This is a genomic window from Flavobacterium tyrosinilyticum (assembly GCF_023656565.1).
Lineage (GTDB): Bacteria > Bacteroidota > Bacteroidia > Flavobacteriales > Flavobacteriaceae > Flavobacterium > Flavobacterium tyrosinilyticum.
The window spans coordinates 1,332,544-1,346,051 of record NZ_JAMOKG010000001.1; the positions used below are offsets into that span (position 1 = coordinate 1,332,544).

Below are 13,508 nucleotides of genomic sequence, written 5' to 3' on the forward strand. Positions count from 1 at the left end.
AATCATTAGAATAAACTTTGTTGTGCGGACGGACATTCGTGTTCTAAAAGCCATTTTTTGCGTGACAATCCGCCAGCATATCCAGTTAAAGACCCATTTGTGCCAATAACGCGGTGACAGGGAACCACAATCCAAAGTGGGTTTTTACCATTTGCTGATGCTACGGCGCGAATTGCTTTTACATCGCCCAATTTCTTGGTCTGATCCATATAACTAACCGTTTTTCCGTAAGGAATTTCTAAAAGAGATTTCCAGACTTTCTGCTGGAATCCGGTTCCTTGCGGATTTAGTTTAAGATCAAAATCGGTTCTTTTCCCTTCAAAATATTCATTCAATTGCGAAACGGCTTCTTGCAAAACGGCTGGAATTTCCTTAGAAACTTCATTTGTTCCAACATCGGAAACAGAAATTACCGAAATACCGTTTTCATCTCCAATGATTTTGGTGATTCCGAGAGGCGAATTGATGAAAACTGTTTCCATGATTTATGAGTTATAACCGTATAGAAGCAAAGGTCAATCGCAAAGTTCGCAAAGTTTTTTTAAATCATGTAAGTAATTTAAGTTTTTGTATAACGCTTTAAAGGATTGTCACCCTTAGCGAAGTCGAAGGCTTGTGAAAATAATATATCCTTGACTCTGTTAAGTCTAGAAGGATAAAGAATCAATTAAAAAGTCATTAATAGTCCACAGTTTGATTCTTTGGCTTCTTCGTAAATCTCAATTAATTCTTCATAAGCTTGGATAACTTCTTTATCTAAGCTCTCAGTCTCGAAGATATTTATGAAGTTTTGTTTTAAACTTATTAGTTCTTTATGAATGCTAGAAATTTGCTGAGAGTCAATAAAACCAAGTCCCATTCTGCCTGGGTCTAGAGTAAATTTTTCAGAATCTAATGATTTGCCAAGTATATAATATTCATTATTAAACTTAAGGTCTAATTCATCAAATGACTCTAATAATAATTCCCAGCTATAAGATAACCCTAATTCTTCATCAGGATTATAATATTTTGTCATTGCAAAATCTGCTAGTTCTTGAATATCTTCGGTTTCTAACTCTTCTATCCATTCAACTGTAAGTTCTTCTCCCGAATAAGGCGACTTTAAATCGTTTAAATTTTGATTTATAAAAGAAATTAGCAATTTTTCGTTATCTGTTTCTCCGGCAGTAAGAATAATTTCTGATAATTCTTTTGTGAAGGCTGATGTATTAAACAAAAATGATTTGTGTTCCATTGACATGATTTTCGCTTTAAAATTTTTTGCAAAAATGTTTCATGGACGTGTCTTTAATAGCCTCAATAAGATGTATTTATATCATTTTAAGTTTAAATTAGGATTTTAACTTTACCAAGCTGGATATCTTAGAATTTAATAATTGTCTAAACAAAATTTATAGTTCAAATAGTTTTCAATCTTTTCGCTAGAAACTACTTTTTTAATATTTGATTTTTCAGAACTGAATTTTGGTTCTGGCAAATTCATTTCAATTGCTTTTTGAGTATAATAGTCTTCTCTTGTTGGGTGAAAAGGTGCAACGGCATTAAAAACTTCATTCCATTTGGATTGATTTATGATTTCGTCAATAATGCCAATACAATCGTTTTGATGAATTAAATTGATTGGAGCATCAGGATTATCTAGGTTTTCTTTTCCGGCTAAAAACTTTACAGGATGACGATCTTCACCAATTAATCCGCCGAAACGCAGAATTGTAGTGTCGAAGTTTTGATTTTCTTGAAGAAGCTTTTCAGCTAAAACTAACTGTTTACCACTTTCAGTATCTGGATTTGGACTCGTTTCTTCTGTTACCAAACCATTTTCATCTCCATAAACCGATGTTGAACTTACAAAAAGGACTTTCTTAACCGTTGATTTTGCTATAAACGGAATCAAATTCTTGATTTTGTTTACAAATGTCATTTCGAGCGGAGTTGAGAAACTTTGATTGGCTCTTAATTTTGGAGGAATGTCTATGATTAAGATTTCGCTTTCCGCTAAAAAATTAGTGGTATTTTCAGAAACACTTTCGCTTTCAACAGTTACTAAAAACGAATTTATTCCCGCGTCTTTTAAAATTGAAAGTTTATTTTCTGAAGTTGTTGACCCGTTTACCGAATTACCTGTTGCAATTAATGTTTTTGCTAAAGGAAGTCCTAACCAGCCACAGCCAAGTATACTAATTTTTGTCATTTTTTTCTTTTAAGGTGCAAAGTTACAAAGTTACAAAGTTGCAAAGGTTTTGTTTCAAGCAGATTTAAAAAGGTTTAAGCTGATATCCGCAGATAGTTATTTAAATCTGCTGAATCTGCGTGAAACAAAAAAGATTTACAAAGTTAAAGTAAATCGGACTTTGTCTTTTCCTTTTGCGCCTTGAATATGACTAAATTAGGTTTTAAAGTAAAAGAACTAATTGGTGGACTAGAATGGTGGAAAATCGACGGATATGCTACCGAAGGTACAAAAGTCGAAAAGCAAGGATTGAAAATAGAATGCGCTTGTTGATTTTTGAGTTGTAAAGGTTCAGAGAAACAAAGGCGCAAAGTTTTTTCAACATATCTTAAAAAACAAAAGCACTATGAAAATAGTGCTTTTTATCTTGATGTTTCTGAGGATAAATTTTACGATTCAATTAAAGATTTTAAGCCTAGTAAAATCGGATTCTCTTCGCCTTGCGGTTCTTCTTGAATTGCGCCTAGACGATTATCTTCTTGAATTATTTCAAGTTTTGTTTTCTGATTTTCTTCAGTCAAAACATAATTCATTATAAAATAATTCTCCGGTTTATCTTCTAAACCAGGTCTTGGAAAAAACAGAGAGTATTTGATTTTCTGATTTGGAACAACTTCTAAAACTGTTCCCCATTGTTCAAAAACTTGACCATCCCATTCATTTCTAAATCTGATTTCGCTTCCAGTTTTCCAAGTCGTAAGCAAATCGCTTCCGTATTGCCATTGTTTGACTAATTCTGGTTGTGTTAATGCATTCCATACTTTTTCAACTGATGCATTTAAAACGATTATAGAAATATTTGTTGCCATGTTTATTCAATTTTAATGTTGTTTTTCTCCGCAATTTTTTTGAATACATCCTCTTTGTTTTCCGATTTCATTTTCTGGTAAAGAGCACCTATAAGCTGTTCTGAATCTTTTGCATATTCAGAATTTTCATTGGTATAAATGATATGGGCCAAAAAAAGATTATCCAACGCTTTTTCATCATCTTTCAGCATAAAATAGTTTTTTCCAGCACCAAAATAGCCTTCAGCATTGTCTGGATGATATTGAATCAGCTTTTCATAATAACTTATCGCAGTTTGATAATCAGATTTAAAAGTATAGGCAACACCAATATTCATCAAAGCAAAATTTCCTTCGGGATAAATTTCGAGCGATTTTTTGTAATATTTAATGGCATTATCATAATCGTTTAACTGTCTGTAAGAAACCGCCATGTCATCAAGAGCAAGAACAAAATTTGGATCTTCTTTTAAAGCTAGGTGAAAACTTTCAATAGCCATTTTATAGTTGTTCTGGCGCATAAAATCTTTGGCAATTACATAAGAGTTCTGTGCGTTTTGGTTTTTTGATTTGCTATAAAAAACATCGTCTTTGTTTTCCGTTAATTCTGGAACCAGATTTGGACATTTTTTTGAAATGACCCCTTGAACTTTCAGAATCATGCTCTGAATGCCTTCAACTGTATTTATTGATTCTCTAACTTTAGGATCTTTATCTGTCAAGATCAGTTCGCTCATTGGTTTAGTTAGACAATCTCTATAAACATCTTCAGTAACTTTTGAACTTTTTTCTAAACACTCGCATGCTTTTGTGGCGATTTTTTCTTCAACGGTTTGTGCATTCATTGCTAAAAAGCCGCTAAAAGTTAAAAATAACGAAAAGTTTTTTTTCATTTTAAATGATTAAGGTTAGAGTGATTTTCTTATTCTGGTTTAACAACTGCCGGTTTCAAAGTATCTTTACTTACCGCCAAACTATCTACTGGCACAACAGGCTCGATAGGTTTTACTGGCGGAACATATCTTTTGATTTTCTGCTGTATTAAAATGGCGTCATTTAAAACAAATGGTGTTGGCATCATCCAATCATTTCTTGGTTTAACATTCAATAGCGGATTGCTCATTAAATCGAATGAACTTTCGATTAAATCCATATCAAAAATAGACGATTTATTGATGTAGAATTCCATTTCAAGCGGTTCATTTCCTGCAACATAATAACATAAAATTTTGCTGTCTTCTCTTTGCAGACGATTTCCTTTTTCGCCAGAAGTTGCCACTCCATTTGCTTTAAAGTTAAAGAACGTCATTTTCGGATTAGCATAAATGTCGTAACGGTTTACTTTTCTGTTTGGAGTAATTTTGATTTTTAGATATCTATTATTTCCAATTACACTATCTCTTAAAAACTGAATTGTTGGTTTCGGAACTTCAACAACCGGAGCAATAGCGCTATAGGTAAACGTTGTATTGTATTTACTTGCCAGAGGAAGCGTATTTAATCCAACTGCTTTTTGATTGTTTTCACCTAAATAAGATTTAGTCCATTCGTCCAAATTAGTATCGTATGTGGTCCAAACAGCCGAATTATTGTCTGCATTGTAAACATATAATAAACTATTCGATTTTGCTTTACCATGTTCGTAACCAGAATTGTATCCCGCGTAAATGAAAAATGCCATAGAAGAAAGGAAGAAAACAACGATCCAAGCTCCTTTTTTTGCAAATGCTCCAAATATCGGAAGTAATAATCCGAACAAAAGAACGGTTAGAACAGCACTTCCGTACAATATTTTAAGACCTAAACCAACAGGGAACATTACAATGAAAGGTGCAACAATTGCTAGGGCAGGAATAGAAAATATTAAATTCATTCCTAAACTGTAATGTTGTGTAAAGACAAAGATTCCGAATAATAAGATTCCAAAATAAACCGGAATAATTAAGAAACCTGCACCTGTTAAGCTATTTGCTAAAAAGGCATTGATAATAATCCAAGTCAGTAAGGGCGCCACAAAATGGTTCATCGTAGTTTTTGCCTCAGAAAAATGATGGTAAAAAGCAAAACAGATTGCAGTACTTAACGTAACAAAAGCGCCAATGTAAGCATGACCGTTATAAGTAAATCCGTTTAGAAGATCAGAATACTGCGGGTAGATTTCAAGAACAAGTTTCCATCCTAAAAACGTTACCAATCCTGCAATTATAAGTGATCCGAGAAGCGGAACAAAACCTTTAAAAATTTCTGTGAAAGTAATGATGCGTTTTACTTTTCCAACGAAAATGAAAATAACCAATAAGCCAAAAGCGATAAGTGTCATTGGCATTACCCAAGTAAACGGATAACTGATGAAAGTAAAAGGAGCGTTGAAATAAACATCGTCTTCTGTAGACTCGGTTTGGTTTAAATCAATATTAGAGAAGTATTTTATCAAAGGCATGATGTAAGTGCCTTGATGCGCCAATGTGTTTTTGTTTAGATGCTGAACATCATCCTGTTGCGTATGATAGTTAAAGTGCCCATCGATAAATGCAAAATTAAAACCTTGAATATTTCCTTGTTCTCTAAAAACAGTTAAATCGGTATCGTTAGGAAGCATTTTGTAAATACTGTACATCAACGAATTGGAAACGGGATGGGAAGGTTTTGCTTTGGTAAATTCCTTAATTAGAGCTTCGTTTCCTTTATTGGTTTCCATCAGCATGTAGCTTGGTCCAGAAGTTCCTCTTGCTTCAAAGTTTAAAACCAAACCAACGTCTTTTGCCCAAGGATGTTTGTTTACGAATAAAGCAGCGCCGTTTAAACCTAATTCCTCAGCATCAGAGAATAATATGATAATATCGTTTTTTTGAGGGTGTTTTGAGTATAAAAAGGCACGAACACCTTCTAAAATGGTAGCGACTCCAGAAGCATCGTCGCTTGCGCCTTTTGAAAACGAGTGTGGCGCACTATCATAATGAGAAAGAAGTAAAAGCGCTTTTGTATTGTTAGTTCCTTTAATTCGAGCCAAAATATTTTTTGACTTTACCAAAAGACCTTTATCGTTTAACGTAAAACCTTCCTGGACACTCGTTTCTAAACCTATTCGGTTTAATTCTAGCTTTAAATAATTGGCAACAAGTTCGTGATTGGTTGATCCTACATAGTGCGGTTTCTGTGCAATAATCTCGACCTGATTTAAGGCTCTTTCGGTCGAAAATTCAGCAAGCGCTTCGTCATCTTTAGAGATTCCTTGCGGCATCATCGTGGCGTATATAATGCCAAGTAGGGCTAAAACGCAGACTATGGCTAGAATTGAGGTGGGGTTTTTTCTCATGGTAATAAATACTAACTATATTTCTTTTTTAACAAGCATAAAATAATCATTGTCCAAGGAACGATAGCCTTGATCGTACAAGAAATAATATGTATTTCCTGTCTTGGTCTGTAAAATGTTTGTAAAGAACTCAAAATCAAAACCTTTTGTTAGTAATTTATCTCTCGAAGCTTTCGATTTTCCGTCTACATTTAACTCTGCCAAAATACGGTAATTTTTGCGTAACTTGTTGTTTATATTTCGCATGAAATTCGTACTATCTTTATTTATTTTGTTATTGTAGGCATTTCGACAACTGTCTGAGCAGAATTTCTTGTCTTCTCTGCCAACAATTTTGGCTGAGCATTCGAGGCATGTTTTCATGAATTCAATTTTTTAATTTCATAAAGATCTGATCTTCTGTCTTTTAATGTTTTTACGCTTCCATGTTCATGAAGTTCTTTCAGTAAGTTTAAATCAACATCAACAATTAGGGTCATTTCGGTGTTTGGCGTAGCTTCTGCTTTGATTCCGTTACTTGGAAAAGCAAAATCGGATGGCGTAAATACAGAAGACTGCGCATATTGAATATCCATATTATTTACTTTCGGAAGATTTCCAACGCAACCTGCTATGGCTACATAACACTCATTTTCGATGGCGCGTGCCTGCGAACAATGTTTTACGCGAGTGTACCCGTTTTGAGTATCTGTTAAAAATGGTACAAACAAAATATTCATTCCCTCATCTGCTAAAAGTCTAGAAAGTTCTGGAAACTCAACATCATAGCAGATTAAAATTCCGATTTTACCGCAATCGGTATCAAAGGTTTTAAATTGAGATCCGCCTTTCATTCCCCAATGGATAACTTCGTTTGGTGTGATATGAACTTTGGTATACATTTCTGATGTCCCATCTCTTTTGCATAAGAAACCAACATTATAGAGATTTCCGCCTTCGAGATAAGGCATACTTCCAGTAATAATGTTGATATTGTATGAAATGGCAAATTCTTGAAACTTTTTTCTAATAGGATCAGAGTGACGAGCCAGTTCACGAATGGCTTCTGCTTCAGACAAGTGATTGTAATCGGCCATTAAAGGCGCAATAAATAATTCTGGAAATAAAGCAAAATCAGAACCATAGCCTGAAACGGCGTCAATAAAAAATTCGGCTTGTTCAAAAAGCGCTTCAACATTATTAAGCGGACGCATCTGCCACTGAATTAATCCTAAGCGAATAATGTTTTTCTTCAAATTAATCAGCTTCGGACTATCATCATAGTAAATATTATTCCATTCCAATAGAACCGCAAATTCTTTCGATTCTTCATCTCCTTCAAGGTAATTTTTGATGACTCTCAAAACGTGAAAATCGTTGCTTAACTGAAAAGAAAGAACAGGATCGTATAATTCTTTAGTGCGTACTTTTTCGATATAAGTTTTTGGAGACATCTTTTTGGCATGTTCTCTATAGTTCGGAATTCTTCCTGCAAAAACAATCGCCTTAAGGTTCAATTGTTCGCAAAGCTCTTTTCTTGCATCGTACAAACGACGCCCTAAACGCAAGCCTCTATAATTTGGATGAATAAAAACATCTATTCCATATAAAATTTCAGCATTCGGATTGTGGGTTGAGAAGGTATAATCGCCACTAATCTGCTGATAATTATGTCTTTTTTCTACTAATTTTTCGTCAACAATAAGAGATAGGGCAGAGCCAACAACTTTTCCGTCAACCAAAATCACCAGCTGTCCTTCTGGAAATATTGAAAGAAGTCTTTCTATATCCTCAGATCTCCAATAAGAATCGGCCATTTCTGGATACGATTCGATCATCGATTTTTTTAATTGCTTATAATCTTCTATTTCAAGATTTCGTAACTCTACTTTTTTAATTTTTGCCTGCATATCGTAAGATTTATCTCAAATATACAAAAAACAATTTCCATTTACAAACGCTTACAAATAGTTACAGTCGATAGTAAATAGTTAATAACCGACTGTCTCGTCTGAGCTTTCGCATCTTTGCCATGTTGAATTTAATAAACGATTCAATTTAATAGTAACATTAAAATAGTATACGCCATGAGTGCAATTAGAAACAAAGTTCAGTTAATTGGGAATGTTGGAAATGATCCAGAAATTAAAACATTAGAAAGCGGTAGAAAACTAGCACACCTTACGATCGCAACAAATGAGGTTTATAGAAATGATAAAGGCGAGAAAGTAGAACAAACGGAGTGGCATCGAATAACTGCTTGGGGAAAAACCGCAGAACTTATAGAAAAGTATGTCGTAAAAGGTAAAGAAATCGCTGTTGAAGGAAAACTGACACACAGAAGCTATGATGATAAAAACGGAGAGAAACGTTATATAACCGAGGTTGTGGTAAATGAAATTTTACTTCTAAGTAAATAACGCTTTTGCGAAATAGTAAAACCCGACAGGTTTCCAAAACTTGTCGGGTTTGCTATAAAAAAAATATTCCGTTAGGAATATCTTGTCGGTATAAAAAAAATGATTTTGTTTGTGTAGTGTCCGGTAGGGACACCTGTTTTGCGAAATAATATATCCATGTAATCAATCAAAGGTTCCTACGGAACGTAACACGGCAATTCAAATCGAATTCTACCGATGAGACATTCCTACGGAATGATTTTTTATGCGCAGAAAATGATTTGTTAAACCCTACAGGTTTCCAAAACCTGTAGGGTTTAATATTTTACTGGAAATTGTTTTTATAAAATCGAAACACCATTAGCATCGGTAGTAAGCACTTCACTCATATAATCAAAAAAAGGTCTCATATTTTTGAAAGCGTCCAAAGCCATTTCTAAAAATTTCGGACTCAATACTTCCTCATCGGTAAAACGTTTTATGACCAAGAATTGTTTGAAACGAAGCAAATCAATGGCAGGATGATCAACATCAAAACCTTTTGGCTTTGTTTTGAGCTGTTCTCCTTGCAAAGTGCCAAAATTGCTTTTGAAAGAATCTGAATTTAATATTTCTTGAAAGGTTTCGGGATCATGAGCAAATTCGTTTCTTATCCGTTTTAAATCTGCGGCATTTGGTCCCCAAAAACCACCGGCAAAAAAGCTGTTTCCTTTTTCCAGATGAAAATAATAACCGCCACGTCTTGCTGCAGTTGCTCGTGTGTAACTTCCTCCCCAATAATGTTTAAAAGGAGTTTTATCTTTAGAAAAACGAATGTCTCGATAAATTCTGTAAACACTTTTCTTGCCCGAAGCATTTTCTAAAACATCAGTTTTGGAAAGTTCCTTCAATAAAGCGCCTGCAAAATTTTCAATATGATTGAGCTCTATTAAATATTGTGGTTTATGTTCTTCAAACCAAGGTTTATTGTTGTTCTTTTTCAGTTCAACTAAAAAGTCAAGACTAGATTTGGGAATTGTAACGGTGTTTTCCATAATTGAATTTAAAAATCGAAAGTGACTGCAATTTAAAACTAAAAAACCCACCAGAGAAATCTGATGGGTTTTTCTATATTGTATTAAGCAGTTTTTTTGAATAAGTCAAACATAGGACAGCGTGAGCAGCGTTTCTTTTCGCTCTTTTTATATTTCTCACAGCAAGAAGATTTACAGTTTTCAATCTTCTTAATTTTATCAAGGATGTCTTTGTTTTTCTTTTTCTTTTTATCCTTTTTTTTGTCCTTGTCTTTTTCTTTCTTGCTCACTTTTTCCTCTGAATTTTAAAAACAGAGACAAATATAAACCAAAAAAAGTTATTTTTAAATGTTCTAAATAAATTTTAACTTTTTTATTTAGGATTGATAGCGATTGAACTTGTAACTGTTAATTGCTGGATATCACGGTCAAACAAATAAAGTCCGCCTTTATCATCACCAATTAAGTTGATTTTATCTAAGATCGATTTAGCTGTAGCTTCTTCTTCAATTTGTTCAGAAACGTACCATTGCAAGAAATTGTGCGTAGCATAATCTCTTTCTTCAAAAGTGATGTGCACTAATTCGTTGATAGATTGCGAAACAAAAAGTTCGTGATTGTAAAGCTCCTCAAACATCTCTTTGAAAGTAGTATAAGTTGTTTTTGGTGCTTTAAGATCTGTAACCTGAGCGTGACCTCCGCGTTCGTTTACATACTTAACTAGTTTAAGCATATGTGCGCGCTCTTCATCTGACTGTGTGTACATAAATTGAGCAATTCCCTCTAATCCTTGTACTTCAGCCCAACAAGCCATAGAAAGATAAGTTTGCGAAGATTCTGCTTCTATGCGGATTTGCTTGTTTAAAGCCGATTCAATATTTTTTGCTAACATAATAAGTGTCTTTTTTGTAAAATTAAGCAAAATTATTCATTTCATTTTTCTAAAGCTCGAAAACATTAGACTCTTTGATTAACTGTAAGTGAAATAATAGTAAGAAGTTAGGCTTTAGTTGTATAGCATAAAAAAAGCCCCTAAGAAAAAATCTTAAGGACTTTCGAATCAAGTATTAAAAAGAAATTATTTTACAATAAAAGTAACTCGTCTAGCTAATCTTCTAGCTTCGTCAGAATCTTTTTGAATTGATGTATCTGCACCATTTGCAACAACATTTAAACGAGAAGAAGCAATTCCAGCTTTTTCGAAAATTGTTTTTACGTTAGTAGCTCTAGTGTAAGATAATTTTTCATTATACTCAGCTTTTCCAACTTGGTCAGCATAACCAACAAGGTCTAGAGATGCAGAAGGGTTTTTTCTTAAGTAATTTAACACAACGTCAATTGCAGCTGTTGAGTTCTCGATTGGAGTTGTTTTATTGAAATCAAAATAAACACTGTAATATTTGTCATTAATCATTCTTCTGATTAATTCATTATCAGTTGCCTGAGGAGTGTTTATTTGTTTTTCAACTACTACTTCCTTTTGTGCAGGTATTTTTTTGATTTGTGCTTCAAGATCTGCTACTTTGCTTTCTAAACCAGAAATATCCACATTGTTACCTTCACTTGAAGTTACAGTCCAGTCTGCATGTTTTGCATTTTTCCCTAAGTACACATTTAAACCAATTGTACCATTAAAAATCAATCCTGAGAAACCTCTGTTTTGAGCTACATAAGCTCCGTCAAAGGTATGATCTTGTGATGCATTCAAAATAGTAGAGAAATCACCAGTTAAAGCAACTCTGTTTGATAATTTTATTTGTCCCGTTACACCGGCAATAAAGTTACCCACTTCATCTGCTCCTTTAAAGTTATCACTTCTTAATTGACCATAACCAAAACCAGCATGTCCTAATAAACCTAAAGTGTTTGTCCACGTTTCAAAATTCATGATACGGCCTAAGTTAGCAACAGCCTGTAAATCTACTCTGTAGTTTTTTGAATCAAAATCGATAGAGTTGCTTTTTGAAGTAAAACTGTTGTATCCAAAATCGGCCTTTAAACCAAATTTGTTGTTGAACATATAACGAACTCCTACTTCGCCAACCCAAGGACTTGGAGTACTTGTTGAGTAACCTGCTGAAAATGATCGTTGAGGTTTAGTTAGTCCGCCAGCTAATTCTACAGACCATTTATTATAGCTGCTATTGTTTTCTGTTTGCGCATGTACTCCTGTTAAAGCCAGGGCAAATGCAAGAGTCATTACAATTTTTTTCATTGTTTCTTAATTTTAAATATTGTCCAAAACAACAACAAATTGTAAGTAAAAACTTTCCCTTAAAGCCAAAAAAGTATTAAAATAGGGTAATTGGCAAAATCGAAGTGATAAAAAAAATAAGGAAATAAAAGTAAACAGGCTTTATCAACGAATTGATTTAATTAAATCCGTCAGTAAATTTGCGAAGAACAAGCTGTTTCGCAACCATATCGTAATAAGTTAAAATGCTGTAATTACTTAGTTTAACAGAATTAGGAAGAACTGCTTCTCGATGGGAATCTAAAAAGTAGAAGATTTTATCTGTCGCAAAAGGCTCGTGTGTTTCTTGTGTTGGTTCTAGTTTTTTGGTCCAGATACTTTCAAAAAAAACAGAATAATTGGTCTCAACATTGTAATAATTGTTTGAAGGAAAATCTCCAAAAGGATCACTAAAATTAAAGCCATTAATAGATACCGTATTAAAATCTCTTCCGCTTCCTCCTAGAGTGATAAACAGATTTTTCTCGTTTTTATAAACCGAAACTCCGGCGTCAAGAGAAGATAAAGCTTTTAAAAATTTCGCTGTATTCTTTAACTTTCTTGGCTCACGATCTTCAATTTGCATTAGTAATGGGGAATTGCTAAAACGAATGGTGTCTTTTTTTGAAACCGCAAAAGACTTTATCGATTCACCAGATCCATAATCTTTGATGTCAAGCAAAAGCTCATCGGCATTAAGATTAATTTGATATAATTTATTCTCGTGATAATAAGAATTAGACGTTTTTGGGTTTTTATCTCCAACGGGTTTTAAAAAGGTCTTTTCTTTTATTTCTAGATTTTCTAAATCAATATCAAACAATTGCGTTTTTCTAAAATTTTGATCTAAAGTTAGAATCAAACGATTAGGAAGGGTATAAATTTTACTTTTGGCAGTAACCTTATACAACGGATTATATTCGCCAGATCCCATCAGTTCTATTGGATTTTCAAACAAAATTTGATGAAATGTTTTAGGCTGGTTTTTCTGATCTATAAATTTGAAAGCGCTAAAATCTAAAAACTTTTGTTCGGCCATTCCGTTTTTAAAAATAAAAGCAATCAAAGCCTCTTTTGTTCGATCTTTCATCAACAAATAGAAGTTGTTGTCTCTCTGATAATTTGTTATTAGCGAATTCTCTTCAAGCGGAATCTGAAATTTTAATGCTCTCGAGGTTTTGTTTTCCAGATAATATTTAATTAAAATAATTGATTTGTCTTCTTTCGAAAACCAATATAAAGTAGGATTTCCATCGTCGCTGAAACTGTACCCCATTAAAGATCTGTTTTGAGTATACTGACGATTGGTAACAAATTTATCTCTAAGAAATAAAGCACTATTGTACTTTAATATCGAAAGGCTATCTGCACTGGCAGCAAAAAGAAAAACATCATGAGTAATGGTATTTTCACCAATCATAATTTCAGATTGGCCAATTTGGTTTTTTAAATCTATTGCATAAGAAGTCAGCACTGTTTGGCTTAACAAAACAGAACTAGAGATAAAAAACAAAAAAAGAAAAATTCGCTTCATATGTTTTTGGGCG

At 33.5% G+C, this 13,508-nt stretch carries 15 protein-coding genes; 2 read left to right on the forward strand and 13 right to left on the reverse strand.

Annotated elements, in window-relative coordinates:
- Window positions 1–5: 5 nt before the first annotated feature.
- The 3 genes from NCC77_RS05885 to NCC77_RS05895 all read right to left on the reverse strand — a co-directional run bounded on the left by NCC77_RS05885 (window position 6) and on the right by NCC77_RS05895 (window position 2,194).
- On the reverse strand, window positions 6–482 hold the full coding sequence (locus NCC77_RS05885) for a methylated-DNA--[protein]-cysteine S-methyltransferase (protein WP_250834756.1): 477 nt from the start codon (window positions 480–482) through the stop codon (window positions 6–8).
- Between the two features lie 185 nt (window positions 483–667).
- Window positions 668–1,243 (reverse strand): hypothetical protein, encoded by a 576-nt coding sequence (locus NCC77_RS05890; protein WP_250834757.1) that lies wholly within the window; start codon window positions 1,241–1,243, stop codon window positions 668–670.
- Window positions 1,244–1,372: 129 nt separating this feature from the next.
- Window positions 1,373–2,194, reverse strand: coding sequence for an SDR family oxidoreductase (locus tag NCC77_RS05895; RefSeq protein WP_250834758.1), 822 nt, complete (start codon window positions 2,192–2,194; stop codon window positions 1,373–1,375).
- Window positions 2,195–2,380: 186 nt separating this feature from the next.
- Between NCC77_RS05895 and NCC77_RS22955 the strand changes: the two genes are divergently transcribed.
- A complete protein-coding gene (locus NCC77_RS22955; RefSeq protein ID WP_284705079.1) occupies window positions 2,381–2,506 on the forward strand; it encodes a rhodanese-like domain-containing protein in 126 nt (41 codons plus the stop codon).
- A gap of 116 nt (window positions 2,507–2,622) precedes the next feature.
- Here NCC77_RS22955 and NCC77_RS05900 read toward each other — a convergent pair whose 3' ends face one another.
- The 5 genes from NCC77_RS05900 to NCC77_RS05920 are packed head-to-tail and all read right to left on the reverse strand — an operon-like array spanning window position 2,623 to window position 8,226.
- Window positions 2,623–3,042, reverse strand: coding sequence for an SRPBCC family protein (locus tag NCC77_RS05900; RefSeq protein WP_250834759.1), 420 nt, complete (start codon window positions 3,040–3,042; stop codon window positions 2,623–2,625).
- Window positions 3,043–3,044: 2 nt separating this feature from the next.
- Window positions 3,045–3,914: a tetratricopeptide repeat protein gene (locus tag NCC77_RS05905; protein WP_250834760.1), complete on the reverse strand. Its 870-nt coding sequence runs from the start codon at window positions 3,912–3,914 to the stop codon at window positions 3,045–3,047.
- Between the two features lie 29 nt (window positions 3,915–3,943).
- Window positions 3,944–6,337 carry a M28 family peptidase gene (locus tag NCC77_RS05910; RefSeq protein WP_250834761.1) on the reverse strand — a complete coding sequence of 798 codons (2,394 nt, stop codon included), beginning with the start codon at window positions 6,335–6,337 and terminating at the stop codon, window positions 3,944–3,946.
- A gap of 15 nt (window positions 6,338–6,352) precedes the next feature.
- A complete protein-coding gene (locus tag NCC77_RS05915) occupies window positions 6,353–6,700 on the reverse strand; it encodes a hypothetical protein (RefSeq protein ID WP_057115356.1) in 348 nt (115 codons plus the stop codon).
- Window positions 6,697–8,226, reverse strand: coding sequence for a bifunctional GNAT family N-acetyltransferase/carbon-nitrogen hydrolase family protein (locus NCC77_RS05920; RefSeq protein WP_250834762.1), 1,530 nt, complete (start codon window positions 8,224–8,226; stop codon window positions 6,697–6,699). The genes NCC77_RS05915 and NCC77_RS05920 overlap by 4 nt, the downstream gene beginning before the upstream one ends.
- A 177-nt stretch (window positions 8,227–8,403) precedes the next feature.
- Between NCC77_RS05920 and NCC77_RS05925 the strand changes: the two genes are divergently transcribed.
- Complete coding sequence (locus NCC77_RS05925) at window positions 8,404–8,736, forward strand: single-stranded DNA-binding protein (protein WP_250834763.1); 333 nt, start codon at window positions 8,404–8,406, stop codon at window positions 8,734–8,736.
- 320 nt (window positions 8,737–9,056) lie between these two features.
- On the opposite strand, the gene NCC77_RS05930 is transcribed toward NCC77_RS05925, so the two are convergent.
- The 5 genes from NCC77_RS05930 to NCC77_RS05950 all read right to left on the reverse strand — a co-directional run bounded on the left by NCC77_RS05930 (window position 9,057) and on the right by NCC77_RS05950 (window position 13,495).
- On the reverse strand, window positions 9,057–9,749 hold the full coding sequence (locus NCC77_RS05930; protein ID WP_250834764.1) for a DUF2461 domain-containing protein: 693 nt from the start codon (window positions 9,747–9,749) through the stop codon (window positions 9,057–9,059).
- A gap of 83 nt (window positions 9,750–9,832) precedes the next feature.
- Window positions 9,833–10,018 carry a hypothetical protein gene (locus tag NCC77_RS05935; protein ID WP_029271150.1) on the reverse strand — a complete coding sequence of 62 codons (186 nt, stop codon included), beginning with the start codon at window positions 10,016–10,018 and terminating at the stop codon, window positions 9,833–9,835.
- 83 nt (window positions 10,019–10,101) lie between these two features.
- Entirely contained in the window at window positions 10,102–10,620 is a 519-nt protein-coding gene (locus NCC77_RS05940; RefSeq protein WP_095930276.1) for a ferritin, read from the reverse strand.
- Between the two features lie 186 nt (window positions 10,621–10,806).
- Window positions 10,807–11,943 carry an OmpA family protein gene (locus NCC77_RS05945; protein ID WP_250834765.1) on the reverse strand — a complete coding sequence of 379 codons (1,137 nt, stop codon included), beginning with the start codon at window positions 11,941–11,943 and terminating at the stop codon, window positions 10,807–10,809.
- A gap of 157 nt (window positions 11,944–12,100) precedes the next feature.
- Entirely contained in the window at window positions 12,101–13,495 is a 1,395-nt protein-coding gene (locus NCC77_RS05950; protein WP_250834766.1) for a hypothetical protein, read from the reverse strand.
- Window positions 13,496–13,508 lie beyond the last annotated feature (13 nt).

What these genes read in the sequence shown, in the direction of transcription:
- NCC77_RS05885 (WP_250834756.1), bottom strand. Translation starts at nt 482, where the DNA reads ATGGAAACAGTTTTCATCAATTCGCCTCTCGGAATCACCAAAATCATT.
- NCC77_RS05890 (WP_250834757.1), bottom strand. Translation starts at nt 1,243, where the DNA reads ATGTCAATGGAACACAAATCATTTTTGTTTAATACATCAGCCTTCACA.
- NCC77_RS05895 (WP_250834758.1), bottom strand. Translation starts at nt 2,194, where the DNA reads ATGACAAAAATTAGTATACTTGGCTGTGGCTGGTTAGGACTTCCTTTA.
- NCC77_RS22955 (WP_284705079.1), top strand. Translation starts at nt 2,381, where the DNA reads ATGACTAAATTAGGTTTTAAAGTAAAAGAACTAATTGGTGGACTAGAA.
- NCC77_RS05900 (WP_250834759.1), bottom strand. Translation starts at nt 3,042, where the DNA reads ATGGCAACAAATATTTCTATAATCGTTTTAAATGCATCAGTTGAAAAA.
- NCC77_RS05905 (WP_250834760.1), bottom strand. Translation starts at nt 3,914, where the DNA reads ATGAAAAAAAACTTTTCGTTATTTTTAACTTTTAGCGGCTTTTTAGCA.
- NCC77_RS05910 (WP_250834761.1), bottom strand. Translation starts at nt 6,337, where the DNA reads ATGAGAAAAAACCCCACCTCAATTCTAGCCATAGTCTGCGTTTTAGCC.
- NCC77_RS05915 (WP_057115356.1), bottom strand. Translation starts at nt 6,700, where the DNA reads ATGAAAACATGCCTCGAATGCTCAGCCAAAATTGTTGGCAGAGAAGAC.
- NCC77_RS05920 (WP_250834762.1), bottom strand. Translation starts at nt 8,226, where the DNA reads ATGCAGGCAAAAATTAAAAAAGTAGAGTTACGAAATCTTGAAATAGAA.
- NCC77_RS05925 (WP_250834763.1), top strand. Translation starts at nt 8,404, where the DNA reads ATGAGTGCAATTAGAAACAAAGTTCAGTTAATTGGGAATGTTGGAAAT.
- NCC77_RS05930 (WP_250834764.1), bottom strand. Translation starts at nt 9,749, where the DNA reads ATGGAAAACACCGTTACAATTCCCAAATCTAGTCTTGACTTTTTAGTT.
- NCC77_RS05940 (WP_095930276.1), bottom strand. Translation starts at nt 10,620, where the DNA reads ATGTTAGCAAAAAATATTGAATCGGCTTTAAACAAGCAAATCCGCATA.
- NCC77_RS05945 (WP_250834765.1), bottom strand. Translation starts at nt 11,943, where the DNA reads ATGAAAAAAATTGTAATGACTCTTGCATTTGCCCTGGCTTTAACAGGA.
- NCC77_RS05950 (WP_250834766.1), bottom strand. Translation starts at nt 13,495, where the DNA reads ATGAAGCGAATTTTTCTTTTTTTGTTTTTTATCTCTAGTTCTGTTTTG.